25 protein-coding genes are annotated in these 24,946 nt (G+C 59.2%); 8 read left to right on the top strand and 17 right to left on the bottom strand.

Translation table 11 applies throughout. The features are described from left to right. Together DU29_RS01000000130330 and DU29_RS0122300 are read right to left on the bottom strand one after the other, a co-directional pair. On the bottom strand, positions 1 to 718 hold a 718-nt coding region (locus DU29_RS01000000130330; RefSeq protein ID WP_033050788.1), incomplete at its 3' end, for a GAF domain-containing protein. Positions 719 to 740: 22 nt separating this feature from the next. Continuing rightward, a complete protein-coding gene (locus tag DU29_RS0122300; protein WP_028623697.1) occupies positions 741 to 1,220 on the bottom strand; it encodes an RNA pyrophosphohydrolase in 480 nt (159 codons plus the stop codon). A 143-nt stretch (positions 1,221 to 1,363) separates the two neighbouring features. On the opposite strand from DU29_RS0122300, the gene DU29_RS0122295 reads away from it, so the two are divergent. Next, positions 1,364 to 2,020 carry an HAD family hydrolase gene (locus tag DU29_RS0122295; protein ID WP_028623696.1) on the top strand — a complete coding sequence of 219 codons (657 nt, stop codon included), beginning with the start codon at positions 1,364 to 1,366 and terminating at the stop codon, positions 2,018 to 2,020. A gap of 118 nt (positions 2,021 to 2,138) precedes the next feature. Here DU29_RS0122295 and DU29_RS0122290 read toward each other — a convergent pair whose 3' ends face one another. Both DU29_RS0122290 and ilvA read right to left on the bottom strand, forming a co-directional pair. Further along, positions 2,139 to 2,564: a DUF2269 domain-containing protein gene (locus DU29_RS0122290; RefSeq protein ID WP_028623695.1), complete on the bottom strand. Its 426-nt coding sequence runs from the start codon at positions 2,562 to 2,564 to the stop codon at positions 2,139 to 2,141. A gap of 39 nt (positions 2,565 to 2,603) precedes the next feature. After that, complete coding sequence (gene ilvA, locus DU29_RS0122285) at positions 2,604 to 4,118, bottom strand: threonine ammonia-lyase, biosynthetic (RefSeq protein ID WP_028623694.1); 1,515 nt, start codon at positions 4,116 to 4,118, stop codon at positions 2,604 to 2,606. A 376-nt stretch (positions 4,119 to 4,494) separates the two neighbouring features. On the opposite strand from ilvA, the gene rpiA reads away from it, so the two are divergent. Further along, positions 4,495 to 5,166 carry a ribose-5-phosphate isomerase RpiA gene (rpiA, locus tag DU29_RS0122280; RefSeq protein ID WP_028623693.1) on the top strand — a complete coding sequence of 224 codons (672 nt, stop codon included), beginning with the start codon at positions 4,495 to 4,497 and terminating at the stop codon, positions 5,164 to 5,166. Positions 5,167 to 5,275: 109 nt separating this feature from the next. Here rpiA and DU29_RS0122275 read toward each other — a convergent pair whose 3' ends face one another. The 4 genes from DU29_RS0122275 to DU29_RS0122260 all read right to left on the bottom strand — a co-directional run bounded on the left by DU29_RS0122275 (position 5,276) and on the right by DU29_RS0122260 (position 9,552). Beyond that, positions 5,276 to 6,193: an SdiA-regulated domain-containing protein gene (locus tag DU29_RS0122275; RefSeq protein WP_028623692.1), complete on the bottom strand. Its 918-nt coding sequence runs from the start codon at positions 6,191 to 6,193 to the stop codon at positions 5,276 to 5,278. Positions 6,194 to 6,310: 117 nt separating this feature from the next. Further along, on the bottom strand, positions 6,311 to 7,240 hold the full coding sequence (locus tag DU29_RS0122270) for an SdiA-regulated domain-containing protein (protein ID WP_028623691.1): 930 nt from the start codon (positions 7,238 to 7,240) through the stop codon (positions 6,311 to 6,313). Between the two features lie 214 nt (positions 7,241 to 7,454). Beyond that, a complete protein-coding gene (locus DU29_RS0122265) occupies positions 7,455 to 8,120 on the bottom strand; it encodes a fumarylacetoacetate hydrolase family protein (RefSeq protein WP_028623690.1) in 666 nt (221 codons plus the stop codon). Between the two features lie 37 nt (positions 8,121 to 8,157). Next, on the bottom strand, positions 8,158 to 9,552 hold the full coding sequence (locus tag DU29_RS0122260) for an FAD-binding oxidoreductase (protein ID WP_028623689.1): 1,395 nt from the start codon (positions 9,550 to 9,552) through the stop codon (positions 8,158 to 8,160). A 203-nt stretch (positions 9,553 to 9,755) separates the two neighbouring features. Between DU29_RS0122260 and serA the strand changes: the two genes are divergently transcribed. Then, positions 9,756 to 10,985 carry a phosphoglycerate dehydrogenase gene (serA, locus tag DU29_RS0122255; RefSeq protein ID WP_028623688.1) on the top strand — a complete coding sequence of 410 codons (1,230 nt, stop codon included), beginning with the start codon at positions 9,756 to 9,758 and terminating at the stop codon, positions 10,983 to 10,985. Positions 10,986 to 11,046: 61 nt separating this feature from the next. On the opposite strand, the gene DU29_RS0122250 is transcribed toward serA, so the two are convergent. Then, positions 11,047 to 11,472: a DUF4399 domain-containing protein gene (locus DU29_RS0122250; RefSeq protein WP_028623687.1), complete on the bottom strand. Its 426-nt coding sequence runs from the start codon at positions 11,470 to 11,472 to the stop codon at positions 11,047 to 11,049. Positions 11,473 to 11,606: 134 nt separating this feature from the next. Between DU29_RS0122250 and DU29_RS0122245 the strand changes: the two genes are divergently transcribed. Next, on the top strand, positions 11,607 to 12,194 hold the full coding sequence (locus tag DU29_RS0122245) for a transporter substrate-binding domain-containing protein (protein WP_028623686.1): 588 nt from the start codon (positions 11,607 to 11,609) through the stop codon (positions 12,192 to 12,194). Between the two features lie 120 nt (positions 12,195 to 12,314). On the opposite strand, the gene DU29_RS0122240 is transcribed toward DU29_RS0122245, so the two are convergent. Together DU29_RS0122240 and DU29_RS0122235 are read right to left on the bottom strand one after the other, a co-directional pair. After that, positions 12,315 to 12,794, bottom strand: a complete 480-nt coding sequence (locus DU29_RS0122240; protein ID WP_028623685.1) for a DUF523 domain-containing protein — start codon at positions 12,792 to 12,794, stop codon at positions 12,315 to 12,317. Positions 12,795 to 12,796: 2 nt separating this feature from the next. Further along, a complete protein-coding gene (locus tag DU29_RS0122235; protein ID WP_028623684.1) occupies positions 12,797 to 13,429 on the bottom strand; it encodes a 2OG-Fe(II) oxygenase in 633 nt (210 codons plus the stop codon). Between the two features lie 108 nt (positions 13,430 to 13,537). On the opposite strand from DU29_RS0122235, the gene DU29_RS0122230 reads away from it, so the two are divergent. Then, on the top strand, positions 13,538 to 14,275 hold the full coding sequence (locus DU29_RS0122230; RefSeq protein ID WP_028623683.1) for a DUF2059 domain-containing protein: 738 nt from the start codon (positions 13,538 to 13,540) through the stop codon (positions 14,273 to 14,275). Between the two features lie 66 nt (positions 14,276 to 14,341). Here DU29_RS0122230 and DU29_RS0122225 read toward each other — a convergent pair whose 3' ends face one another. Then, on the bottom strand, positions 14,342 to 15,280 hold the full coding sequence (locus tag DU29_RS0122225) for an alpha/beta hydrolase (protein ID WP_028623682.1): 939 nt from the start codon (positions 15,278 to 15,280) through the stop codon (positions 14,342 to 14,344). Positions 15,281 to 15,377: 97 nt separating this feature from the next. Between DU29_RS0122225 and DU29_RS0122220 the strand changes: the two genes are divergently transcribed. Beyond that, on the top strand, positions 15,378 to 15,989 hold the full coding sequence (locus DU29_RS0122220) for a DUF6436 domain-containing protein (RefSeq protein WP_028623681.1): 612 nt from the start codon (positions 15,378 to 15,380) through the stop codon (positions 15,987 to 15,989). Between the two features lie 83 nt (positions 15,990 to 16,072). Further along, positions 16,073 to 18,475: a penicillin acylase family protein gene (locus tag DU29_RS0122215; protein ID WP_028623680.1), complete on the top strand. Its 2,403-nt coding sequence runs from the start codon at positions 16,073 to 16,075 to the stop codon at positions 18,473 to 18,475. Positions 18,476 to 18,623: 148 nt separating this feature from the next. Here DU29_RS0122215 and DU29_RS0122210 read toward each other — a convergent pair whose 3' ends face one another. Continuing rightward, positions 18,624 to 19,589 carry a GlxA family transcriptional regulator gene (locus DU29_RS0122210; protein ID WP_028623679.1) on the bottom strand — a complete coding sequence of 322 codons (966 nt, stop codon included), beginning with the start codon at positions 19,587 to 19,589 and terminating at the stop codon, positions 18,624 to 18,626. A 358-nt stretch (positions 19,590 to 19,947) separates the two neighbouring features. Here DU29_RS0122210 and DU29_RS0122205 point away from each other — a divergent pair, with 358 nt between their 5' ends. Continuing rightward, entirely contained in the window at positions 19,948 to 20,589 is a 642-nt protein-coding gene (locus DU29_RS0122205) for an HD domain-containing protein (protein ID WP_028623678.1), read from the top strand. A gap of 130 nt (positions 20,590 to 20,719) precedes the next feature. Here the strand turns inward: DU29_RS0122205 and DU29_RS0122200 are convergent, their stop codons facing one another. From DU29_RS0122200 to DU29_RS0122185, 4 genes are all read right to left on the bottom strand, one after another. After that, positions 20,720 to 21,613: an ABC transporter permease subunit gene (locus DU29_RS0122200; protein WP_028623677.1), complete on the bottom strand. Its 894-nt coding sequence runs from the start codon at positions 21,611 to 21,613 to the stop codon at positions 20,720 to 20,722. Next, complete coding sequence (locus DU29_RS0122195) at positions 21,613 to 22,491, bottom strand: ABC transporter permease subunit (protein WP_236645641.1); 879 nt, start codon at positions 22,489 to 22,491, stop codon at positions 21,613 to 21,615. The genes DU29_RS0122200 and DU29_RS0122195 overlap by 1 nt, the downstream gene beginning before the upstream one ends. Before the next feature lie 35 nt (positions 22,492 to 22,526). Next, positions 22,527 to 23,669 (bottom strand): ABC transporter ATP-binding protein, encoded by a 1,143-nt coding sequence (locus tag DU29_RS0122190; protein ID WP_028623675.1) that lies wholly within the window; start codon positions 23,667 to 23,669, stop codon positions 22,527 to 22,529. 69 nt (positions 23,670 to 23,738) lie between these two features. Then, positions 23,739 to 24,836: a polyamine ABC transporter substrate-binding protein gene (locus DU29_RS0122185; protein WP_028623674.1), complete on the bottom strand. Its 1,098-nt coding sequence runs from the start codon at positions 24,834 to 24,836 to the stop codon at positions 23,739 to 23,741. Between the last annotated feature and the right edge of the window lie 110 nt (positions 24,837 to 24,946).

Here is a 24,946-nt window from a genome sequence, read left to right as displayed (position 1 = left end):
GATTCGCGAGTTTGGCGGACAACGCGCGCATGTCGGCGCGCACGCCTTCGATGGCAGTCTTGAACAGCCCCAGCTCGGCGGTGATGTCGGTGATGGTCTTGTCCGGTACCACGTCCAGATCGGCCGGCGGCAACATGACCACCGCAGTACCGACCGCCGCACCCGGCGAGCCCGGTACGCCGACAAACTTTGCTTCCTGAATGCCTTTGCCCTGACGGCCCAGACCGCGGATCGAACCGGTGGCCTCGGCGTGGGCGATAACGCCGGCGAGCTGTGCGCTCATGGTCACGAGGAAGGCTTCTTCACCTTCATCGAACTGGCGGCGTTCTTTTTGCTGAATGACCAACACGCCGACGACGCGGCGGTGGTGAATGATCGGCGCCCCGAGGAAAGACGCGTAGCGTTCCTCACCGGTCTCGGCGAAGTAACGATAGCGCGGGTGACCCGCTGCGTTTTCCAGGTTCAGGGGTTCTTCACGGGTACCGACCAGACCGACCAGACCTTCGTTCGGCGCCATGCTGACCTTGCCGATCGAGCGCTTGTTCAGGCCCTCGGTGGCCATCAGCACGAAGCGATTGGTCTCGGGATCGAGCAGGTAGACCGAGCAGACCTGACTGCCCATTGCCTCTTTGACGCGCAGCACAATAATGCCCAACGCCGCCTTGAGATCCTTGGCGGAGTTAACTTCCTGGACGATCTTGCGCAGCGTATTGAGCATGGCTCGGGGTCGAACTCCGTCGTCAGTCGCGCGATAAAAGGCGCGGGGCAAGCTCTTTGAGAGCGCGTCGATAAACCTCGCGCTTGAATGTCACCACCTGGCCCAACGGATACCAATAACTGACCCAGCGCCAGCCATCGAATTCCGGTTTACCGGTCAAATCCATCCGCACCCGCTGCTCGTTGGAGATCAGGCGCAGGAGAAACCATTTCTGCTTCTGGCCAATGCACAGCGGTTGGCTGTGGGTGCGGACCAGACGTTGCGGCAAACGATAGCGCAACCAGCCCCGGGTGCAGGCGAGTATTTCAACATCCTCGCGCTCCAGCCCGACTTCTTCGTTCAACTCGCGGTACAAGGCGTCTTCCGGCGTCTCCTGGGGGTTGATCCCTCCCTGTGGAAACTGCCACGCATCTTGATTGATACGGCGAGCCCATAGCACCTGTCCGGCATCATTCGTGAGAATGATCCCGACATTGGGGCGGAAACCATCGGGGTCGATCACGGCAACAACCTCGCAAACGCATGTCGTCGCATTGTTCCACAAAGGTTGTGAAGGCAGCAACGAGGCTGCCTACCTTATGTGCACTCTTGTGAAAAGTCCGTATTCTGGACGCCTTTCTACAGACTTTTCAGCGAGTAACTGCAATGCGCCTGGCTTTATTCGACTTGGACAACACGCTTTTGGGCGGCGACAGTGACCACGCCTGGGGCGATTACCTGTGCGAGCGCGGCTTCCTCGACGCCGTGGCCTACAAGGCACGCAACGATGAGTTCTATCAGGATTACCTGGCCGGCAAGCTGGACAATGACGCGTATCTGAATTTTTGCCTGGAAGTGCTCGGCCGCACCGAGATGGCCACGCTGGAGCAGTGGCACCTGGATTACATGCGCGACTGCATCGAGCCGATCGTCCTGCCAAAAGCCATGGAGCTGCTGGCCAAGCACCGCGACGCCGGCGACAAACTGGTGATCATCACTGCCACCAACCGTTTTGTGACGGCGCCGATCGCGGTGCGCCTGGGCGTCGACACCCTGATCGCCACTGAATGCGAAATGGTCGATGGCCGTTATACCGGGCGCAGCACCGACGTTCCGTGCTTCCGTGAAGGCAAGGTGACCCGGCTGAATCGCTGGCTGGAGGAGACCGGGTATTCGCTGGAGGACAGTTATTTCTACAGCGACTCTATGAACGATTTGCCGTTGCTGGAACAAGTGGCGAATCCGGTGGTGGTGGATCCGGATCCGAATCTGCGCGCTGAGGCACAGAAGCGTGGCTGGCCGGTGATGACTCTGCGCGACTGACATCACCTGTAGCAGCTGCCGAGGTACGAGGCTGCGTTGCGGTCCGCAGGAACGCCCATAAGGGCCGCTTCGCAGCCCATCGCAGCCTCGTACCTCGGCAGCTGCTACAGAGTCTGTGCTAAACCGGTTTTGCGCCCATCAACCCGGCAATGGCGACAAAACAAACGAAGCTGATCAGTGCAAGGGCAAAGGTGAACTTGCCGTTCCCTCCCGTCGCCTTGCGCAACTTGTTCAGCCGCACCAACAGCCAGAACCAGCCCAGCGCCGCCACCGCGTAGAGCACGCTTGAAGCGAGCAACCACGTCTGCCCCAATGGCCAGCCCACCAAATGCACCATCCACCAACCGGTGAACGGCATGCTCAGCAAGGCAATGCCCATGAACAGCCAGGCGAACAACCGTGGACCCTGCAGCGTGCGCTGCGCAGCAGTCGCATCGCCACTACGCCGCGTTTGCCAGACCCATATACCCAGCCCCAGCGCACAGGCGAACATGATTGCCGTCGCCGCGGTGTGTGCCATTTTCAGGGCGGTTAACGTTTCCATTGTGCGATTTCCTTAAGGGCTGTCCATCAGCGTAGCCTTTCAGCCGAGAAACAGCTGATACGCCGGGTTGTCGCTTTCATCCCAAAACGGGTAGCCGATTTCCTCAAGTGCTGCAGGAACCATATGACGCTCGTCGTGAGGCACCTGCAACCCAGCCACCACGCGACCGTCCGCCGCGCCGTGATTGCGGTAATGGAACATCGAAATATTCCAGCGCCCGCCAAGTTTGTTGAGGAAATTGAACAACGCGCCCGGACGCTCCGGGAATTCGAAACGCAGCACCACCTCATCGACAACGTGCGCCGCACGCCCGCCGACCATGTGGCGAATGTGCAATTTGGCCAATTCGTTGTCGGTCAGGTCGAGCACCGGAAAACCCTGCTCGGTGAGACTGGCCAGCAATGCACTGCGCGGGTCGTTGTCCGGGTGCGTCTGCACGCCGACGAAGATGTGCGCCTCGCTGCCGGTGTTGTAGCGGTAGTTGAATTCAGTGATCTGGCGTTTGCCGATGGCTTCACAGAACGCCTTGAAGCTGCCCGGTTTTTCCGGGATGGTCACAGCGATAATGGCTTCGCGACCCTCGCCCAGTTCGGCGCGCTCAGCGACATGGCGCAGGCGGTCGAAGTTGACGTTGGCACCGGAATCGATCGCGACGAAAGTGTGGCCGGTGATCCCGTGCTGCTCGACGTATTTCTTGATACCCGCGACGCCGAGCGCGCCCGCAGGTTCGGTGATCGAACGGGTATCGTCGTAGATATCCTTGATGGCCGCACAGATTTCGTCGGTGCTGACGGTGATCACTTCATCGACATGATCTTTACAGATCTCAAACGTATATTGACCAATCTGCGCCACCGCAACGCCGTCGGCGAAGATGCCCACAGTGGGCAACACCACACGCTCGCCGGCCGCCATGGCCATCTGCAGGCAGTTGGAATCGTCCGGTTCGACGCCGATGATCTTGATCTCGGGGCGCAGGTATTTCACGTACGCCGCGATACCCGCGATCAGCCCGCCGCCGCCCACCGGAACGAAGATCGCATCCAGGCGCCCCGGGTGCTGACGCAGAATCTCCATCGCCACCGTGCCCTGCCCGGCAATGGTGTGGGGATCGTCGTAGGGGTGAATGTAGACGTAGCCTTTTTCATCGACCAGTTTCAGCGAATAGGCCAGCGCTTCCGGGAACGAATCCCCGTGCAGAACCACTTTGCCGCCGCGTGAGCGCACGCCTTCAACTTTGATTTCCGGGGTGGTCTTGGGCATGACGATGGTTGCTTTCACGCCCAACACTTTCGCTGCCAGCGCGAGGCCCTGCGCGTGATTGCCTGCAGAAGCGGTGACAACGCCACGGGCACGCTCTTCGTCGCTCAACTGAGTGAGCTTGTTGTAAGCTCCGCGAATCTTGAAGGAGAACACCGGCTGCAAGTCTTCGCGCTTGAGCCAAATGCTGTTGCCCAGCCGCTCGGAGAGCTGGCGAGCAGTCTGCAACGGGGTTTCTACGGCAACGTCATAAACGCGCGATGTGAGGATCTTTTTGACGTACTGTTCGAGCATCGGAAAGCATCACTGAGCGGGTTGGGCAGGGCCAAGGAGTCTAACCCGGCTTTCGGCCGGGCGACCACACTAAACCGGTGGTTTTAACCACAGCAGATCCCGTGTGGTGGTGGAATATCTTTGTGATGGAGGTATTTCTGTGGCGCGGGGATTTATCCCCGTTCGGCGGCGCAGCCGTCGTAAAACCGTAGAACGCGGTGCAGCCTGAAAGAATGCTGGGGAGTGCTTCGCACTCCAACGGGGATAAATCCCCTCACCACAGATAAACCCCCTCACCACAGATAAAATCCTCTCACCACAGGGTGTTTCCCCCTGCACTATGGCCAAGCCTATAATGCCGGCCTTTCCGCCCCCCTTGCCCGCCTTCGGAGCCCGCATGAACCAGGATCAACTCAAACAGGCAGTGGCTCAGGCCGCCGTCGACCTCATCCTCCCGAAACTCGATGACAAGAGCATCGTCGGGGTTGGCACTGGCTCCACCGCCAACTGTTTCATCGATGCCCTGGCGCAGCACAAAGGTGCGTTCGACGGCGCGGTCGCCAGCTCCGAAGCCACTGCCGCGCGCCTGAAGGGACACGGCATTCCGGTGTACGAGCTGAACACCGTCAGCGACCTTGAGTTCTACGTCGACGGCGCCGATGAAAGCGATGAGCATCTGAATCTGATAAAGGGCGGCGGCGCTGCGCTGACTCGCGAGAAGATCGTCGCGGCCGTGGCCAGGACTTTCATCTGCATCGCCGACGCCAGCAAACTGGTGCCCGTCCTGGGCGCGTTCCCGCTACCGGTCGAAGTGATCCCGATGGCTCGCAGCCACGTCGCTCGCGAACTGGTAAAGCTGGGCGGCGACCCGGTTTACCGTGAAGGCGTGCTGACCGATAACGGCAACATCATTCTGGATGTGTTCAACATGCAGATTACCAATCCGAAAGAGCTGGAAACACAGATCAATGCGATCGTCGGCGTGGTCACCAATGGCCTGTTCGCCGCACGTCCTGCGGATGTGCTGTTGTTGGGGACGAGTGAAGGTGTGAAGACCCTCAGGGCCTGATCGGCCGAGCACCCGTAGGAGCAAGCTTGCTCGCGATCAACGATAACGCGGTGTGCCATTTAAACCGCCATCGCGGGCAAGCTTTGCTCCCACGGATGAGAGGTGCGACTCAGGGTTGCGCAGGCTTTTTGAACACATAGAAAAGGTTCGGCTCGCTCACCAGGTACATCGTTCCGTCGTCATCCATGGCAATACCTTCCGCTTGCGGCACAGTCTTCTGCAATCCCTGACGCCCCTTGCTCAATGACATGGTGCTCAGGGGCCGCCCGTCCACATCCAGTTCCAGAATCAGCCGCGACTCATCCGACAGCGCCAGCAAATGCCCGCTGCGCTCGTCGTATTGCAGGCTGGACAGATCGCGCACGAACATTCCGGCATCGCGCTTCGGGTTGTTCACCACGTGCACCGCGTAGGATTTTTCTGGATTGTAATGAGGAAAACCCTGAACTTCATAAATCAGCATCGGGTCGCGTTCTTTGGCGACAAACAGACGCTTGCCCACCGAATCGTACGCCAGCCCTTCAAAGCCTTTATTGCCGTTCATATGCACACCCAGCGTCATCTGCTCGGCATCGGCTGCGTCCAGGAACGTCGTGTCTTCGTCCAGATGAATCTTGATCAGTCGTTGCTGATGTTCATCGGTGATTACGTAAGTATCGGCGCTGATGAACTCCACGGCCTCCGGATCGCCGAAACCGATTAAAGAAATTCGTCGGATAATCTGACCTTCCAGCGACAGCTCAACCAGTTCAGAGTCTTTGTTGGTCACGGTGAACAGGCTTTTGCGCACCGGATCGTAAGTCAGCGCCGAGACATTGTCGTTCAGCCCATCAATGACCCGCGCCTCGACCATGACCCTGTAGTGATCGAGACCGATGGACTGGGCGCTTTCCGCCTGCCAGAGCGTGTGCACATTGAACCAGGCGCGCTCGAACAGGCGCATGAACTGGCCAATCGCAATCAGCGCGATCAGGGCAATGACCCCGAACATCAGAATCAGGGGTTTGGGACGGGCAAGTCGGCGCATTCAGGGAAGCTCGGAATCAGGACGGGCGGATGAAATACCACGGCAGTCTGAATTGAAGCTTAATGGCCATTAGCCTTGGCCTACAACCAGGAGTAAGCATTCCTACACGTTAGTCGATCAGTGCTGCTTTTCGAATCGATAAAACAGGTTCGGCTCACTGACGATGTACAGTGTGCCCGCCTCGTCCATGGTCACGCCCTCGGCGCGCGGGATGGTCTTTTTCAACCCGTTGAAACCGCCAAGCAAGGTCATGAAACTGACCTGCTCGCCCGTCTCGTCAAGCTCCAGCAGCAGGTGTGAATCGGCAGACAGCACCAGCGTGTGACCCGTGCGAGGGTCGATGGCCAGCGCCGACAGGTTACGGATATCCAGTTCGTCGCTGGCGAGCTTCTGCTTGTCTCCGGTGAGCGTCTGGCTGCCGTCGCTTTTCCAGCTAAACAATGCCGGTGGACGTTCTTCGCCCAGCAGGATCTGCTGACGCCCTGCGTCCCAGGCAATCGCTTCAAACGCCTTGTTCTGGTTTTCGGATGGACCGAGGTCGTATTTCGGGAAGCTGGCGATATTCAGCTCACGGGTCGCGGCATCGACTTTGACGATGGACAAGACGTGCGCGCGTTCATCGACGATCGCCAGCAAACCGTTGCCCATCGCCGTCAGCGCTTCCGGATTGCTCCAGCCCACCAGCGGCATTTTGCGCAACACATCGCCCTGCAAAGTCAGCTCGACCAGAAACTGATTCTTGCCCATCACCGAGAACAGGGTTTTGGTTTGCGGGTTGTACGCAAGGTCGGACGCTTCGTCCTCTTCCATGCCAGGCAGTGCTTTCGCGTCGATGACCGCCTTGTAATCCGGCAGCCAGATGCTGTCCTTACGCTCCGTCTTTGATTCGAAACGCTCTTGCAACCACAACACACCACGGTCGTCCCAATGCATCGCGAAGGCCAGGCCATAGGCGGCTGCGACAATCAGCACAAACCAGACATACCAACGCATGGAGAAGCGCGGGCGGCGGGCGTTTACAAACTTTGCAGTTGGCTGGGGGGGCATGGAGAAAACGTTCCAGAAATTCAGGCCAGAGGTAATAGCACAAGCGCGAGCGCGGAAGATGTCGACCGCTGCAGAATTATCCAGACAAAATGTGAAAAAAACGGGAAACGGCGGGACTGCCCATCTCCATGATCGTTCCCATGCTCTGGACGGGAACAATCAAATGACCAATCTCTATCGCCAGCAAGCTGGCTCCTACAGAAGTTGCAGTGACTCAGCGGACGCTGCTGTTGAAGCTGCTTGCGCCCGGCAATTCGATCACCAGTTCGTCGCCGACATTCAGCGGGCCAACGCCCACCGGCGTACCCGTCAGAATCACATCACCGGCCTGCAGCGAGAAGCAACCCGCCATGTATTGGATCATCGGCACGATCGGGTTGAGCATGTCCTTGCTGTTGCCATCCTGGCGCACTTCGCCGTTGATGGTCAGGCGAATGCCGATGTCGGTCAGGTCGGCAAAATGGCTGCCGGAAACGAACGGGGCGATCACTGCGGCGCCGTCGAAGGACTTGGCGATTTCCCACGGCAGACCTTTGGATTTCAGCTCGGCCTGCTTGTCACGCAAGGTCAGGTCCAGCGCCGGAGCAAAACCGGAAATGGCGTCGAGCACTTCTTCACGGCTCGGTTTGGTCGACAACGGCTTGCCGATCAGCACCGCGATTTCCGCTTCGTAATGCACAGAGCCGCGTTCGGTCGGAATGCTGAAACCACCTTCCAGCGGCACCACGCAGCTGCCCGGCTTGATGAACAGCAGCGGTTCGGTAGGCACCGGATTGTCCAGTTCCTTGGCATGTTCGGCGTAGTTGCGGCCGATGCACACCACTTTGCCCAGCGGGAAGTGAATACGGGTACCGTCGACATACTGGTGCTGATAGCTCATTGACCGACTCCTGATTCGTTGCACTTAAGGTCGAAAATCAAACTGCGAAGATCTTGCCCGGGTTCATGATGCCGTTCGGGTCGAACACCGCTTTGACGGCTTTCATGTACTCGATCTCAACCGGCGAGCGGCTGTAGGTCAAGTAGTCACGCTTGGTCATGCCCACGCCGTGTTCGGCAGAAATTGAACCGTTGTATTTCTCGACGGTTTCAAACACCCACTTGTTGACGGTCGCGCACTTGGCGAAGAATTCGTCCTTACTGAGGTTTTCCGGCTTGAGAATATTCAGGTGCAGGTTGCCGTCGCCGATGTGGCCGAACCAGACGATTTCGAAATCCGGGTAGTGCTCGCCGACAATCGCGTCGATTTCCTTGAGGAATGCCGGGACTTTCGACACGGTGACCGAAATGTCGTTTTTGTAAGGCGTCCAGTGGGAAATGGTTTCGGAGATGTACTCGCGCAGCTTCCACAGATTCTGCAGCTGGGTTTCACTCTGGCTCATGACACCGTCCAGCACCCAGCCCTGCTCGACGCAGTGCTCGAAGGTTTCCAGCGCATGGTTGGCGACTTCTTCGGTGGTCGCCTCGAATTCCAGCAGCGCGTAGAACGGGCAATCGGTCTCGAACGGCAGCGGCACGTCACCACGGCCCATGACTTTGGCCAAGGCTTTGTCGGAGAAGAATTCGAACGCGGTCAGATCGAGTTTGCTCTGGAAGGCGTGCAGCACCGGCATGATCGCGTCGAAGTCGGCGGTGCCGAGGACCATGGCTGTGAGATTTTTCGGAGCGCGGTCCAGGCGCATGGTCGCTTCCACGACGAAACCGAGCGTCCCTTCGGCGCCGATGAACAGCTGGCGCATGTCGTAGCCGGTGGCGTTTTTGATCAGGTCGCGATTGAGTTCGAGCACATCGCCCTTGCCGGTGACCACTTTCATGCCGGCGACCCAGTTGCGGGTCATGCCATAGCGAATCACCTTGATCCCGCCGGCATTGGTGCCGATATTGCCGCCGATCTGGCTGGAACCTGCCGAAGCGAAATCCACCGGGTAATACAAGCCTTTTTCTTCAGCAACGTTTTGCAGCTGCTCGGTGACCACGCCCGACTGGCACACCGCAGTGCGATCAGTCAGGTTCACCTCGAGAATCTGGTTCATGTAGTCGAAAGACACAACGACTTCGCCATTCGCCGCGACGGCGGCGGCGGAAAGCCCGGTGCGTCCGCCCGATGGCACCAGCGCAACCTTGTGCGCGTTGGCCCAACGCACGATGGCCTGGACCTGTTCGGTGGTTTTCGGGAACACGATCGCAGACGGTGCCGGGGCGAAATGCTTGGTCCAGTCCTTGCCGTAAGCATTGAGGGAGTCGGCGTCGGTCAGCACCTTGCCAGGCTCAACCAGGGTCTTCAGCTCATCAATCAGCGCAGGATTGGTCATCGACAGAACTCTCGAACAATTCATGGTCATCCTGAGAACGCTTCACGTCGCAGGAATGAGTGTTTAGCGGGGCGCCTATGCTAGCATATCGACCCCGCAGGATAGTGCCCAACGGCTATTCTGCGGCGACGGTTTGTTGCCGTCCGGGTCAGCGTCTGCTGGCTATTTCCTGCCATTTTTCTCCGGGATACAGGTTTACGCAGATGAGCAAGACTTCTCTCGATAAGAGCAAGATCAAGTTCCTTCTTCTTGAAGGCGTCCACCAATCGGCTGTCGACGTCCTCAAGTCGGCTGGCTACACCAGCATCGAGTACCTCACCGGTTCTCTGCCGGAAGCCCAGCTGAAGGAAAAGATCGCTGATGCCCACTTCATCGGCATTCGCTCTCGCACGCAACTGACCGAAGAAATTTTCGATCACGCGAAGAAGCTCGTGGCGGTCGGCTGTTTCTGCATCGGCACCAACCAGGTCGACCTCAACGCAGCGCGCGAACGCGGCATTGCGGTGTTCAACGCGCCCTACTCCAACACCCGCTCCGTAGCGGAACTGGTGCTGGCCGAAGCGATCCTGTTGCTGCGCGGCATCCCTGAGAAAAACGCATCCTGCCACCGTGGCGGCTGGATCAAGAGCGCAGCCAATTCCTTCGAGATCCGCGGCAAGAAGCTGGGTATCGTCGGGTACGGCTCGATCGGCACGCAACTGTCGGTGCTGGCCGAAGGCCTGGGCATGCAGGTGTATTTCTACGACACCGTGACCAAGCTGCCCCTGGGTAATGCGACCCAGGTCAACAATCTGCACGAGCTGCTCGGCATGTCCGACATTGTCACCCTGCACGTGCCGGAAACCGCGGCCACCCAGTGGATGATCGGCGAGAAAGAAATTCGCGCGATCAAGAAGGGCGGCATCCTGATCAACGCCGCTCGCGGCACCGTGGTCGAGCTGCAAGCGCTGGCGGATGCGATCAAGGACAAGCACCTGATCGGCGCGGCCATCGACGTTTTCCCGGTGGAACCACGCTCCAACGACGAAGAGTTCGAAAGCCCGCTGCGTGGCCTGGACAACGTGATCCTGACCCCGCACATCGGCGGTTCCACCGCTGAAGCGCAGGCCAACATTGGTCTGGAAGTGGCGGAAAAACTGGTCAAGTACAGCGACAACGGTACCTCGGTATCGTCCGTGAACTTCCCGGAAGTGGCCCTGCCGGCTCACCCTGGCAAGCACCGTCTGCTGCACATCCACGAGAACATTCCGGGTGTGATGAGCGAGATCAACAAGGTCTTCGCCGAAAACGGCATCAACATCTCCGGTCAGTTCCTGCAGACCAACGAGAAAGTCGGCTACGTCGTGATCGACGTCGATGCCGATTACTCGGAAATCGCCCAGGAGAAGCTGCAGCACATCAATGGCACCATTCGTTGCCGCGTGTTGTTCTGATTACTGTGTGAGCAACAAAAAAGGGAGCCTTCGGGCTCCCTTTTTCATACCTGCTAAAATCTCACTTCACATTGACCGTTATCTTTTCCGACACAATCGGCGGATCGAACGGCATGTGGCCCGCATCGCCCAGTTCGAGCTGCAAGGTGTGCTTGCCCGGCGCCAGTTTGATGGTGGCTTCGGTTTGCGCCTTGCCGAAGTGCATGTGGTTGGCGTCGGTTGGAATCGGCGCGCCTGCAGGTGGCAGTTTGTCGACGTCGATCAGCAAGTGATGGTGGCCGGTGTTTTTGGTGACGTCGCCCGCTGGAGCCAACGAGATGTGTTTCACGCCGAACTTGACCTTGAACTCCTGCGGCACGGTGGCGCCATCTTCAGGGGAAACAATGAACGCTTCTGCCCCTTTGGGCGCAGGCGTCGCAGCCGTCGCCAACATCGAAGCACTCAGCAACAGGCCAGCGAAAGCGGCTCGTGACATAAAGGTTTTCATTTTCTTCTCCAGTTTTTCCGTAAAATCCGCTCGGTCATGACAACTTCATGACCATTCGTTGTCGAAGGCACGCATAACCATAGCAAAGCGAGCCTGATCCTGAGCCTCGCGATAATGAATTCAAAGGAGTGACCATGCGCTTTCTGCCTGGCCTGATCTGCCTGCTACCCCTTCTGAGCCCGCTGGCTCATGCCGAACTGATCGACGACGTCAACGACCGCGGTGAACTGCGCATTGCCCTTGAGGCTAATACACCGCCCTTCAATTACAAGGACGACGGCAAACTCGCAGGCTTTGAAGTCGAGCTGGGTCAGATGCTGGCCAGTGAACTGGATGTGCGCGCCGACTTCGTCGTCACTGATGCCAATGATCTGCTGGCCGGCGTCGAGAGCGGCAAGTACGACGTCGCCATCAATCACATAGCACTGACCCCGGATCTCAAGGATCGTTTCGACTTCAGCGAGCCTTACACAATCGCCGACGGGCAATTGATCGCGCAGAAGGAAGAACAACCGCGGCCGATGGTGCTGGTGCAGTCGCTGCAGGACGCCGCACCCAAAGCAGTGCAGAAAGTAAGCCTGGCGATACCGTTTCAGAAAGGTAACCCGGCGTTTCACGCCAGTCTGGAGAACGCGTTGCAGCGGATCAAGGCAGATGGACGCCTGGAGGCGCTGGAGCAGAAGTGGTTGAAGGCGGATGCGGGTACGGCGCAGAAACCTTGAGCCTTACGCGATCAACTGTAGGAGCCGGCTTGCTGGCGATTGCGATTTAACATTCAACCTCTCGTCGACTGTTATCAAGCTATCGCCAGCAAGCCGGCTCCTACAGGGGTATGTGGGGCTTTAGATTTTCAGTGCGGCGCCGGCTTCGGCCAGTTCCAGCTCACTGAAGACTTGCACGCCATGGCGTTTGAGCAACGCAGCGGTGACGCCTTCGCCGCTGACCTTCACGCCACTGAACGTCCCGTCATAGGTGAGCAAATTACCGCACGACGGGCTGTTGGCCTTCAGCACGGCAACTCGAATACCGTGCTCGCGCACTAACGCCAGCGCTTGGTGAGCACCGCTAAGAAACTGCGCACTGACATCTTCGCCATCCGTCGTGATTACCGCGGCCTGCCCATCCAGCACTTCACTCCCCTGCCCGCCGGGAATCTCCGCCGCCGCCCGCGGTGTCGGCAAACCGCCGGCCACTTCCGGACACAGCGGCACCACGCGGCCTTCATCAAGCCACTGCTGAAGCAGATCAAACGGCCCGCTGGCCCCGCCGTCGTAGCGAACGCGGTGCCCCAGCAGACAACGGCTTACCAGAATCTTTTGCATGATCAGAACGGCTCGTTGCCGCGACGCCGGAACCAGCCCGTCAGAGACAGGCGATCACGCGTTGCCGGCAAAACTTCGTGGGGCACTCCGCCCGAGAGGAACACCACCAGGCAGCCTCCGGTCGGCACCACATCGTATTCAACGCCATCCTTGAGGTACATGCGCAGCTGACCGCCGTGTTCCGGCAACCAGCCGTCATTGAGATAGACCACCGCCGAGACCATGCGCCGGTCATCATCGCGGAAACGGTCGACGTGCTTGAGATAAAAAGCCCCGGGCGGGTACATCGCAAAATGGCTTTCGAAGTCTTCAAGGCCCAGGTACAAACCGCGATTCATCGCCTCGCGCAGGCTGTCCATCAGCTGCAGGTAGCTATCACACGCCGGTGCCTGACCCGGCTCGATCCACTGAATGTGGTCGCCACGAATGCCTTCGCGCACTTCCGAGGTCGCCCCGCGCCCCACTGCAGCCGGGGCCAGTTCACCTTCGGCAGCACGTTTACGGCACTCGCCCGCCAGTGCTCCGGTCAGATCCAGAGGCAGGAAGATATTCTGCTGCGACCAGCCCTGTTCGGCCAGGTCGTCGACGATACGTAACAGCAGCGGGTGATCAGAGGGTATTTGCATGGCGCGCATAGTATTCCTGTGTCCGAAAATCCGACAGAGCCGCGCAGCGCCTTGATACGAATTCTCGACAAGTCCGGATGCCACACGGAGAATAGTCGCCTGCTGACAGGAGTCCCTATGCGCCGTTTGCTTTTCTCACTGCTGATATTCTGCGTAATGCCTGCCTGGGCAGACGGCTACGACCAGCTGTACAAGGTTGCCGGCTGGCCGGAACAACGCGCGCATTTCAACGACGCCCTCTCGGCGGCGCAGCAGCGCTATCAGAACAGCCTGCCGCCGGCGGTATTTCAGGCGCTGTTGAACAACAGCAACAAACGCTTTGCATCACAGGCTGTGGATCAGCGTGCCGAAGCGCAACTGCGCAAGACCCTCGCCGACCCCCAACCGGCCCTGGCATTTTTTCAGTCGCCCTTGGGCAAGAAAATCGTCGCGGCTGAATTGCTCGCGACCCGGCGCGATCAACTGGCGAAAAACGCCCAGGGTCTGCCGAAGATGCAGGTCAGCGATAACCGCCAACTGATCATCGGCCACTTGGCCCAGGCATTACCGGCGCGCGAAGCGGGTGCGGAAGTCAGTCTGGCAATCGCCGGTGTCGCGGCCGACAGCCTGAGTTCGATGATCCCCGGCCTGCTCGGTGGCGGTCAGGCGCAAGGCATGTTGAACGGGCAACGCCAGCGTTTGATGGATCAGATCGGCAGCGATGTGAATAACACGCTGCTGTACGTTTACCGCGACCTGTCGGATAACGAACTGGAAGAATTCGCCACGTTTGCCGAGTCGACTGAAGGCAAGGCTTATTACCAGGCAGCACTGGCGGCGATTCGGGCGGGGTTGGCGGTGGGGCAGAATCCTTGAGTACTACTCGGTCAACTGTGGGAGCGAGGCTTGCCCGCGATAGGGCCGAAACTGCCACTAAAGACCTCAGCCATTAATCCGCTTCGTCAAAAACCCGAAATACTCCTGCCGCATCGCCAACGTCTCGTTCGCCAGATGATGTCGCCCTTGCGGCAACATCAACACCTGCGGTCGATCGAACTTGGCTTTCAATATCTGCAGGTTATGCACCCAATCCACCGTCATGTCCGCCTGCCCCTGCACAATCAGCGGGCGCCGAGTGCTGGCCGGCGCGGCTTCAATTCGCTTGATCCACCGCGCCAATGCACCAACCCACGCCGTCGGTAAACGCCGCGGCTGTAGCGGATCGGCCTGCAGGAACGGTAAAAAATCCGGATCGTTGGAGTTTTCGCTAAAGCGCCGCGCGATGCCTTTGACGAAAGGCTTGAGCACGTAATAGCTGAGCTGCGACCAGCCCCAGGCGCGCGGTCGCACCAATGGCGACAAGAGGATCACCTGACCTTGGGCCGGACTGTCCGCACCCGCGTTCAAGACGTGATCAATCACAATCGCACCGCCGGTGCTTTGTCCGCACAGGTGCCACGGTTTCGGTAAGTCCAGCGCCTGCGCCTCGACAAACAGTCCTTGCAGCGTGTCCTGATACTCGGCGAAATCCTTGATACTCGCCCGCTCACCGCTGGAAAGCCCATGCCCCGGCAAGTCGCAGGCAAGCACCGCAAAACCCTGATCCAGCGCCCACTCGATCACATGACGATACAGCCCGGTGTGATCGTAGAAACCGTGGAACAACAGCAGCGTCGCCTTCGCCCGCGCTGGCCACCAGACCTGGCTGACCACTTGGTAACCGCCCACCTCGAAACGACCCAGACCACTGCGCAATTCCCGCCCGGGGAAATCCACACCGTAGAAGCGCTGGTAAGCCTGCGCTTCTTTCGACAGCGACTGCCACCCGGCCAAGGGCCGCAAGCTGGCACGCAGAACATCAGGGTCGAAGTTGGCAGGCATGGATGATTCCAAATCATGAAACAGACTTTATGGGCCTGCGATATTCATCTGTCGCGGCAAGCATGGCAAGCTGGGCGACCTTCGAGGACACCGACCCATGCGTTCGCCTTACCGCACCCCACTGCCCGCCACCCTGCTCGTTCTCGTGTGTGCCGGTGTTTTGTGGGCGGCGTATGACTGGTTTCAGGGCCGCTACCTGCGCGCATTCAGTTCGCATACGGCGGTGTTCTCCGGCGATCCCTTGCGCCTGCCCGATCAGCTCGCCGGCGCCGGCGCGATCCGCCTCGTGCACTTCTGGGATCCAGCCTGCCCGTGCAATGTCGGCAATCAACAACACCTCACCGAACTGGTCGCCCGCTACGCGCCGCAAGGCGTGGAATTTTATGCCGTGCAAAAAACCGGCAGCCACGGGCAATTGCCGGACAGCCTGGGCGATCTGAAAACCATTACGGTTTTACCCGGCGCAGAACAGATCCCCGCCAGCCCCGCCGTGGCAATCTGGGATCGCAGCGGCAAACTGGCGTACTTCGGCCCGTACAGCGAAGGCCTGACGTGCAATTCCAGTAACAGTTTTATCGAGCCGATTCTGCAGGCGCTTAACGAAGGTCGCGCGGTGAACGCCACGCACACGTTGGCGGTGGGGTGTTACTGCCCGTGGCAGGCCCACACCGCGAAGCGTGACAAACCCGGCAATACGAATCCCTCCTAAGGGTGATGGGCCGGGCCGGCAAGCCGTGTTAAACAGTGGCGCCAGGGAACTGCTGCCTTACATAACAAGAACAAGGAATTCTCATGAAGCGTCTGCTGACCGTACTTGCCCTGCTGATCGTCGTGCTCGCCGCCGGGGTCGGTTGGTACGTCTACAGCAAGCAGCCGACACGCCAGGGCATGGTCGAATTGCAGCATCTGCAAGGTTCGGTCACGGTGCGTTACGACGAGCGTGGCGTTCCGCATATTCGTGCTGAAAACGAACCCGATATGTACCGAGCCCTCGGCTACGTGCACGCCCAGGACCGCTTGTTCCAGATGGAAATCCTGCGCCGTCTCGCCCGCGGCGAACTGGCGGAAGTGCTCGGCCCGAAACTGCTCGACACTGACAAGCTGATGCGTAGCCTGCGCATTCGCGAACGCGCTGAAACCTACCTGGCGAATCTGGACAAGCAGTCGCCCACGTTCATCGCCATGCAGGCTTATCTCGACGGCATCAACCAGTATCAGGACAGCCACGCGAAGCCTGCCGAGTTCGATGCGCTCGGCATTTCCAAGCGCCCGTTTACCGCGCAGGACACCATCAGCATCGCCGGCTACATGGCCTACAGTTTTGCTGCAGCGTTTCGCACCGAACCGTTGTTGACCTACGTGCGCGATCAGCTCGGCCCCGAGTACCTGAAAGTCTTCGATCTGGAATGGCAGCCCAACGGCGTACTGGCGAAACACCCTGGCAGCACTGTGCGGCACCTTGCCAACGTGGACTGGCAAGACCTCAATGCCCTCGCCCGCCTGAGCGAACAGGTATTGGCCGACAACGGCCTGCCGCAGTTTGAAGGCAGCAACGCCTGGGTGGTCGCTGGTAGCCGCACCAAAAGCGGCAAACCGCTGCTGGCCGGTGATCCACACATTCGTTTCTCCGCGCCATCGGTGTGGTACGAAGCTCAGCTCTCGGCGCCGGGCTTTGATCTGTACGGCCACTATCAGGCGCTGATGCCATTCGCTTCCCTCGGGTTGAATAGCCATTTCGGCTGGAGCATCACCATGTTCCAGAACGACGATCTGGATCTGATTGCCGAGAAGGTCAATCCGGACAATCCAAACCAGGTCTGGTATCGCGGCAATTGGGTGGACATGGTTACCACCGAACAGCAGATCGCAGTCAAGGGCCAGGCACCGGTGACGCTGGTGCTGCGCCAGTCGCCGCATGGCCCGATCGTCAATGACGCACTGGGCAAGAACGCCGGCAAAACACCGATTGCCATGTGGTGGGGTTTCCTCGAAAGCCAGAACCCGATCCTTGAGGGCTTCTACCAGCTCAACCGCGCCGACACCCTGGCCAAGGCTCGCAGTGCAGCTGCCAAGGTCCAGGCGCCGGGCCTGAACATCGTTTGGGCCAATGCCAAGGGCGACATCGGCTGGTGGGCGGCAGCGCAACTGCCGAAGCGTCCGGCGGGCGTGCGGCCGTGGTTCATCCTCGATGGTGGTAGCGCTGAGGCGGACAAGGATGGTTTCTACCCGTTCAGCGCCAATCCGCAGGAAGAGAACCCGGCGCGCGGCTATATCGTCTCGGCCAATTTCCAACCGGTGTCACCGGCGGGCATCGAGATCCCGGGCTATTACAACCTGGCCGATCGCGGGCAGCAGCTCAACCGCGAACTCAGTGACAAGACCATCAAATGGGATCTGGAAGCGAGCAAGCAACTGCAATTGGGCACCACAACCGCGTACGGCCCGCGTTTGCTCGCGCCGTTGTTGCCGGTACTGCGCGACGTGACGAGCGATGCGGCCGAGCTGAAAATGATCGAGCAATTGGCGCAGTGGAAAGGCGACTATCCGCTGGATTCCACCAGCGCTACGCTGTTCAACCAGTTGCTGTTCAACCTGGCCGACGCGACGATGCACGACGAACTGGGCAATGACTTTTTCGAAACGCTGCTCTCGACCCGGGTGATCGATGCCGCGCTGCCTCGCCTGGCCGCAGATGCGAAATCGCCGTGGTGGGATAACCGCAACACCCTCGGCAAGGAAACGCGCGCCGATACGGTCAAGCTGGCGTGGCAAGCGAGCCTTGCGCACCTTCGGTCCACACTGGGTGGCGATACTGCGCAATGGCAGTGGGGCAAGGCGCACACGCTGACGCACGGCCATCCGCTGAGTCAGCAGAAGCCGCTGGACCGTGTGTTTAACGTCGGACCGTTCGCCGCGCCCGGCAGCCATGAAGTGCCGAACAACCTGTCATCGAAAATCGGCCCCGCGCCGTGGCCCGTTACTTACGGCCCCTCGACCCGCCGTCTGATCGACTTCGCCGACCCGGCGCACAGCCTGACCGTCAACCCGCTTGGCCAGAGCGGCGTGCCGCTGGACAAGCACTATGAGGATCAGGCCGAGGCGTATATCGAAGGAGTGTATTTCCAGGCGTACCTCAATGATGAGGAAGTCATGGCCAATACGCGGAGTACGTTGAAGATTTTGCCGGCGCGGTAAAACTTGTCGCCTGAGCTGCAGCAATCGTCGGATCGCCGCCCGGAGCATGCTCGCTCCCACAGGGTGGAATGCGTTCCAGATGTGGGAGCGCGCTTGCTCCGGGCGGCGATCCGACGATGAGGCACTGACGGGCACTCTAAATACCCGCTCAAACCATCGCCGAAAAATTCAGCCTGAACTGCTTCGGCGTTATCCCGAGTCGGCGGTTGAAGACACTGCGCATGTGCTGGGCATCGCGAAAACCGCATTGGTAGGCCACGGTTTTCAATGGCGACCGGGTGCTCTCAAGCAGCACCCGCGCCGCATCCACCCTCGCCCGCTCGACAAACTCCGCCGGGGTGATTTTCACGTCCTTGGCAAACACCCGGGAAAAGTTGCGCGCGCTCATGTTGGCCGCATTGGCCAGGTCGGCAATTGTCAGATCGCCGGTGAGATTGGCCAGCACGTAATGCTGGACCATCGCCACCGCCGACGTCGGTTCGGCATGGGGCGTGAGGAATGGACTGAACTGCGATTGTCCACCCGAGCGCTGCGTGAACACTACTAGCCGTTTTGCCACGCTCAGCGCAACTTCCGCTCCGTGATCGCGGGCCAGCAGGTACAGCGACAAATCAATGCCTGCCGTGACCCCGGCCGAGGTGTACAGCTCGCCGTCCTGCACGTACAGCCGATCCGCTTCAACCTGCGTGCCAAGGCACAACGCCGCCAACGCCGCTGCATCGCCCCAATGAGTAGTCACCGTCCTGCCCTGCAGCAACCCGGCCCGGGCGAGCGTGAAAGCGCCGTTGCAGATCGAGCCGAAACGCTGCGCCCGGGCGCAAGCCTCGCGTAGCCAGGCATCGAAGGCCATTCCGAAGTCCATGAAAGGCAACTGCGGGCCACCCGCAACCAGCAACAAGTCATACGCATCGAGCGCTTCGCTGAAATGCCGATGGGCATTGAGCGACAAACCGTTGGAACAGGCCATGACTCCGCGCTCGACGCCGATCACTTCCAGGCGATAGTGATCCTGCGAGGGAAGGAAACGATTGGCTTCGGAAAACACATCCATGGGGCCGGTGACATCCAGCGACTGGACGCCTGCGAAGACCACGATGGCGATGGTTTTGGTCATTTGACTCGCCTCAATGGATCGGTATGCACCCTACACCTGTAGCAGCTGCCGAGCCTGCGAGGCTGCGTCCGGCTGCGAAGCAGTCGTAAATTCTGCACGCACGGTTTAATGGAGAGACCGCTGGGTAAGATTTAACGACTGCTTCGCAGCCGGACGCAGCCTCGAAGGCTCGGCAGCTGCTACAGGGCGCGCTTAATCTGGGTTCCAACTTAGCCAATTCAAGCCTCACAAGCGAGGCTGGCGCGATATGCAGGTTGATTGGCATGGATCGCCGCCATGGTCCGATTGTCCGCGTTGAGGGTGAAGAACAGACTGATTCCATCAGCGCCGTTATGGCGTTTTTCACGAGGTAAGGCCCATGAACAACACCATCGCCGGCATTAAAATTCCCGACAGCGCTTTGGCCAAGGCCACCACCGAATACATACGCGACGTCGAATCCGACCTGCTCTACCACCACTCTCGCAGGGTATTTCTGTTCGGCGCGTTGAGCGGTGAACGCAAGCAGCTGACCTACAACCCGGAGCTTTTGTATGTGGGGGCAATGTTCCATGACTTGGGTCTGATGGAAGGCCATCGTTCAGCAGGCGAGCGCTTTGAAGTCGACAGTGCCAATGCCGCCAAAGCGTTTCTCACACCTTATGGATTGAGTGATGACGACATCGAGCAGGTGTGGCTGTCGATCGCTTTGCACACAACGCCGGGCGTGCCGCAACACCTGCGCCCGAACGTAGCTCTGGTGACTGCCGGGGTGGAGATGGATGTGCTGGGCATCGATTACGCCGCGTTCCCTGACGATCAGCGTAACGCTGTCGTGCATGCGCACCCACGCGGTGACGGGTTCAAGGAATGCATTTTGTGTGCGTTCGCCAATGGCTTCAAACACAAGCCTGATACCACGTTTGGTACGGTCAACGCCGATGTCCTGGTGGACAGCGAGCCGGGGTTCAAGTCGATGAACTTTGTCGAGATCATCCGCACATCACCTTGGTTGGCCTAGAACCCTTGTAGGAGCCGGCTTGCTGGCGATGGTGGATCAGCAACATTTTTGTCGACTGACACACCATCGCCAGCAAGCCGGCTCCTACAGGGGATGGGGGTTGATCACAAAGATGTGGCAACCATCAGGTTCAAACTGCTTCCGGCGCCTGCTGCGCCCGACGCACATCCGGCTGCTTCCACGAATCCGCCGCGCTTTCTTCGATCGCTTGCTGAATCGCGCGCTTGCGCGCTTCTTCGGCACGGCGGCTGAAGAACCACACCAAAAACGTCATCAGCGACACCGCCAGCAGAATCAGGCTGGCCACAGCGTTGATCTCCGGCTTCACGCCCAGACGCACCGCCGAGAACACTTCCATCGGCAGCGTGGTCGAGCCCGGCCCGGAGACGAAGCTCGCCAACACCAGGTCATCCAGCGACAGGGCGAACGACATCATGGCGCCCGCACCCAGCGACGGCGCGATCATCGGAATGGTGATCAGGAAAAACACTTTCCACGGGCGCGCGCCAAGGTCCATGGCCGCCTCTTCGATGGACAGGTCCAGCTCACGCAAACGTGCCGATACCACCACCGCCACATACGCAGAACAGAACGTGGTGTGGGCAATCCAGATAGTGATGATGCCGCGTTCCTGTGGCCAACCGATCATCTGCGCCATCGCCACGAACAGCAGCAACAGCGACAGACCGGTGATCACTTCCGGCATCACCAGCGGCGCGGTCACCAGGCCACCGAACAGCGTGCGCCCCTTGAAGTGGCTGATCCGCGTCAGCACGAATGCCGCCAGGGTGCCCAGCGCAACCGCCGCCACCGCCGTGTAGCAGGCGATTTCCAGCGAACGCAGCACCGAACCCATCAGCTGCGAGTTGTCCATCAAGCCGACGTACCACTTGATCGACCAGCCGCCCCACACCGTGACCAGTTTCGAGGCGTTGAACGAGTAGATCACCAGGATCAGCATCGGCAGATAGATGAACAGCAAACCCACGACCAGCATGAAACTCGAGAAACGGAAGCGCTTCATTATTTGCCCTCCATTTCTTTGGCCTGACTACGGTTGAACAGAATGATCGGCACGATCAGGATCGCCAGCATCACCACCGCCAGGGCAGAGGCCACCGGCCAGTCACGGTTGTTGAAGAATTCCTGCCAGAGCACTTTACCGATCATCAACGTTTCCGGCCCGCCGAGCAGTTCCGGGATTACGAACTCACCCACAACCGGAATGAACACCAGCATGCAGCCGGCGATGATGCCGTTCTTGGACAGCGGAATGGTGATTTTCCAGAAGCTGTTGAAGGTACTCGAACCCAGGTCGGACGCGGCTTCCAGCAAGCTGTTGTCGTGTTTCACCAGGTTGGCATAAAGCGGCAGGATCATGAACGGTAGATAGGAATACACAACGCCGATGTAGACCGCCAGGTTGGTATTGAGGATCTGCAGCGGCTCGTCGATCCAGCCCATGGTCATCAGGAAACCGTTGAGCAAACCGTTGTTGCTGAGGATGCCCATCCACGCATAAACGCGGATCAGGATTGCGGTCCAGGTCGGCATCATGATCAGCAGCACCAGCACCGTCTGCATCTCTTTACGTGCGCTGGCGATGGCGTAGGCCATCGGGTAACCGATCAGCAGGCAAAGCACGGTGCTGATCAGCGCCATCTTCAGCGAGCCGAGGTAAGCGGCGATGTACAAATCGTCGCCGGCCAGCAAGGCGTAGTTGCCAAGGTTCAACAGCAACTGCAGTTTTTGCTCGGCGAATGTGTAAATTTCGGTGTACGGCGGAATGGCGACATCGGCTTCAGCAAAGCTGATCTTCAACACAATGAAGAACGGCAGCATGAAGAACAGAAACAGCCAGATGAACGGAACCCCGATGACCAGCTGACGGCCACCGGGAATTATTCGGTTGAGTCGGCGTTTGAACTTGCGCATGTTCATGAGCGAAGCACCACGCCGCTATCGTCTTCCCACCAGACGAACACTTGATCGCCCCAGGTCGGGCGCTGGCCGCGACGTTCGGCGTTGGCGACGAACGACTGCACGACTTTGCCGCTCGGCAATTCAACGTAGAACACCGAATGGCCGCCGAGGTAGGCGATGTCGTGGACCTTGCCGCTGGACCAGTTGTATTCACAGGTAGGCATGTCGGCGGTGACCAGCAGCTTTTCCGGCCGAATCGCGTAAGTGACCGACTTGTCCTGCACCGAGGTACTGATGCCGTGACCAACGAAAATGTTGCGGTCCAGATCCTTGCAGGTGATCACCGCATGGCCCTCGGCATCGTCCACCACTTCGCCTTCGAAAATGTTGACGTTGCCGATGAATTCGCAGACCAGGCGACTGGTCGGCGTTTCGTAAATGTCGATCGGGCTGCCAATCTGCGCGATCCAGCCCAGGTGCATGATCGCGATGCGCTCGGCCATGGTCATGGCCTCTTCCTGATCGTGCGTCACCATCACGCAGGTGACGCCAACGCGCTCGATGATCTCGACCAGTTCCAGCTGCATCTGCGAACGCAGTTTTTTATCCAGTGCGCCCATCGGTTCGTCGAGCAGCAACAGCTTCGGCCGCTTGGCCAGCGAGCGGGCCAGCGCGACACGCTGACGCTGACCGCCAGACAGTTGATGCGGCTTGCGCTTGGCGTATTGGCTCATCTGCACCAGCTTGAGCATTTCGGCCACACGCGCGTCGACTTCAGCGGCGGAAATCTTGTCCTGCTTGAGGCCGAACGCGATGTTCTGCGCCACGGTCATGTGCGGGAACAAGGCGTAGGACTGAAACATCATGTTGATCGGCCGCTCGTACGGCGGCATGTCGGTGATGTCTACGCCATCGAGGAAAATGCGCCCCTCCGTGGGCCGCTCGAAGCCTGCGAGCATGCGCAGCAACGTGGATTTGCCCGATCCCGAGCCGCCGAGCAAGGCGAAGATTTCGCCTTTCTTGATCTCCAGGGACACATCGTCCACCGCAATCGTCTCGTCGAACTTCTTCGTGACCCGGTCGATTTTGACCAGCACCTGCTTCGGTGTCTGGTCGCCCTCGAGGGCTTTCTTGTAGGCGCCGGAGGCAACTGCCATTTACGAAACTCCCAACAAAATTGCAGTTCGCCTCAAGCGGGCGAACCTTGGATAGTTTGAGCCTTGAAGCTATTTGCCCGACTTGACCTTGGTCCAGCTGCGGGTCATCAAGCGTTGAATGTTCGGCGGCAACTCGGTCGACACGTAGGTCTTGTCGAGCACGGCTTGCGGCGGATAAATCGATTCGTCAGTGCGGATGGACTGCTCCATCAATGCGTCCGAAGCCGGGTTGGGGTTGGCATAACCGACGTAGTCACTGACCTGAGCGATCACCTCGGGTTTCAACAGATAGTTGATGAACGCGTGGGCTTCCTTGACGTTGCTCGAGTCTTTCGGGATCGCCAGCATGTCGAACCAGAGCGCGCCGCCCTCTTTGGGAATCGAGTAAGCGATGTCCACGCCTTTGCCCGCTTCGGCCGCACGGGCCTTGGCCTGGAAGATGTCGCCGGAGAAGCCGATGGCGACGCAGATATCACCGTTGGCCAGGTCGGCAATGTATTTGGAGGAGTGGAAATACGTCACGTACGGACGCACTTTCAAAAGCTTGGCCTCGGCCTTTTTGTAATCTTCAGGGTTGGTGCTGTTGGCGTTGAGGCCCATGTAGTTGAGCACGGTGGGCATCATTTCATCGGCGGAGTCGAGGAACGCTACACCGCAGCTTTGCAGCTTCTTGATGTTCTGCGGCTCGAAGACCACGTCCCACGAGTCGATCTTGTCGAGGCCAAGCACTGCCTTGACCTTTTCGACGTTGTAACCGATGCCGTTGGTGCCCCACAGATAAGGCACGGCGTATTGATTGCCCGGGTCATTCTGCTCCAGGCGCTTGAGCAGCACCGGGTCAAGGTTGGCGTAGTTGGGCAGTTGTTTCCTGTCGAGCTTCTGGAAAGCGCCGGCCTTGATCTGCTTGCCAAGGAAGTGGTTCGACGGTACAACCACGTCGTAACCGGTGCGCCCTGCCAGCAGCTTGCCTTCGAGGGTTTCGTTGGAGTCGAAGACGTCGTAAACCGGTTTGATGCCGGTCTCTTTTTCGAAGTCGGCCAGGGTGGTCTCGCCGACGTAGTCCGACCAGTTATAAATATGCACGGTACCGGCAGCTTGAACGTTGACCGCCAGGGTCAGCCCGGCGCCGACCAGCAATGCATTGCGTAACAGAGAAAAAATTGGCAAGTGGAGGTCCTCTAAAATTAGTTGGGCCCAAGTTGCCCGCGTTACATGACAGCCATGGCTGCCCGGCAACAAACCGGCGCGCAACTTACCCTCGATAAACCATTCCAGCA

The sequence above is a fragment of the Pseudomonas sp. Ant30-3 genome, from assembly GCF_000690905.1.
Classification (GTDB): domain Bacteria; phylum Pseudomonadota; class Gammaproteobacteria; order Pseudomonadales; family Pseudomonadaceae; genus Aquipseudomonas.
This window is presented reverse-complemented; position numbering and strand designations above follow the sequence as displayed.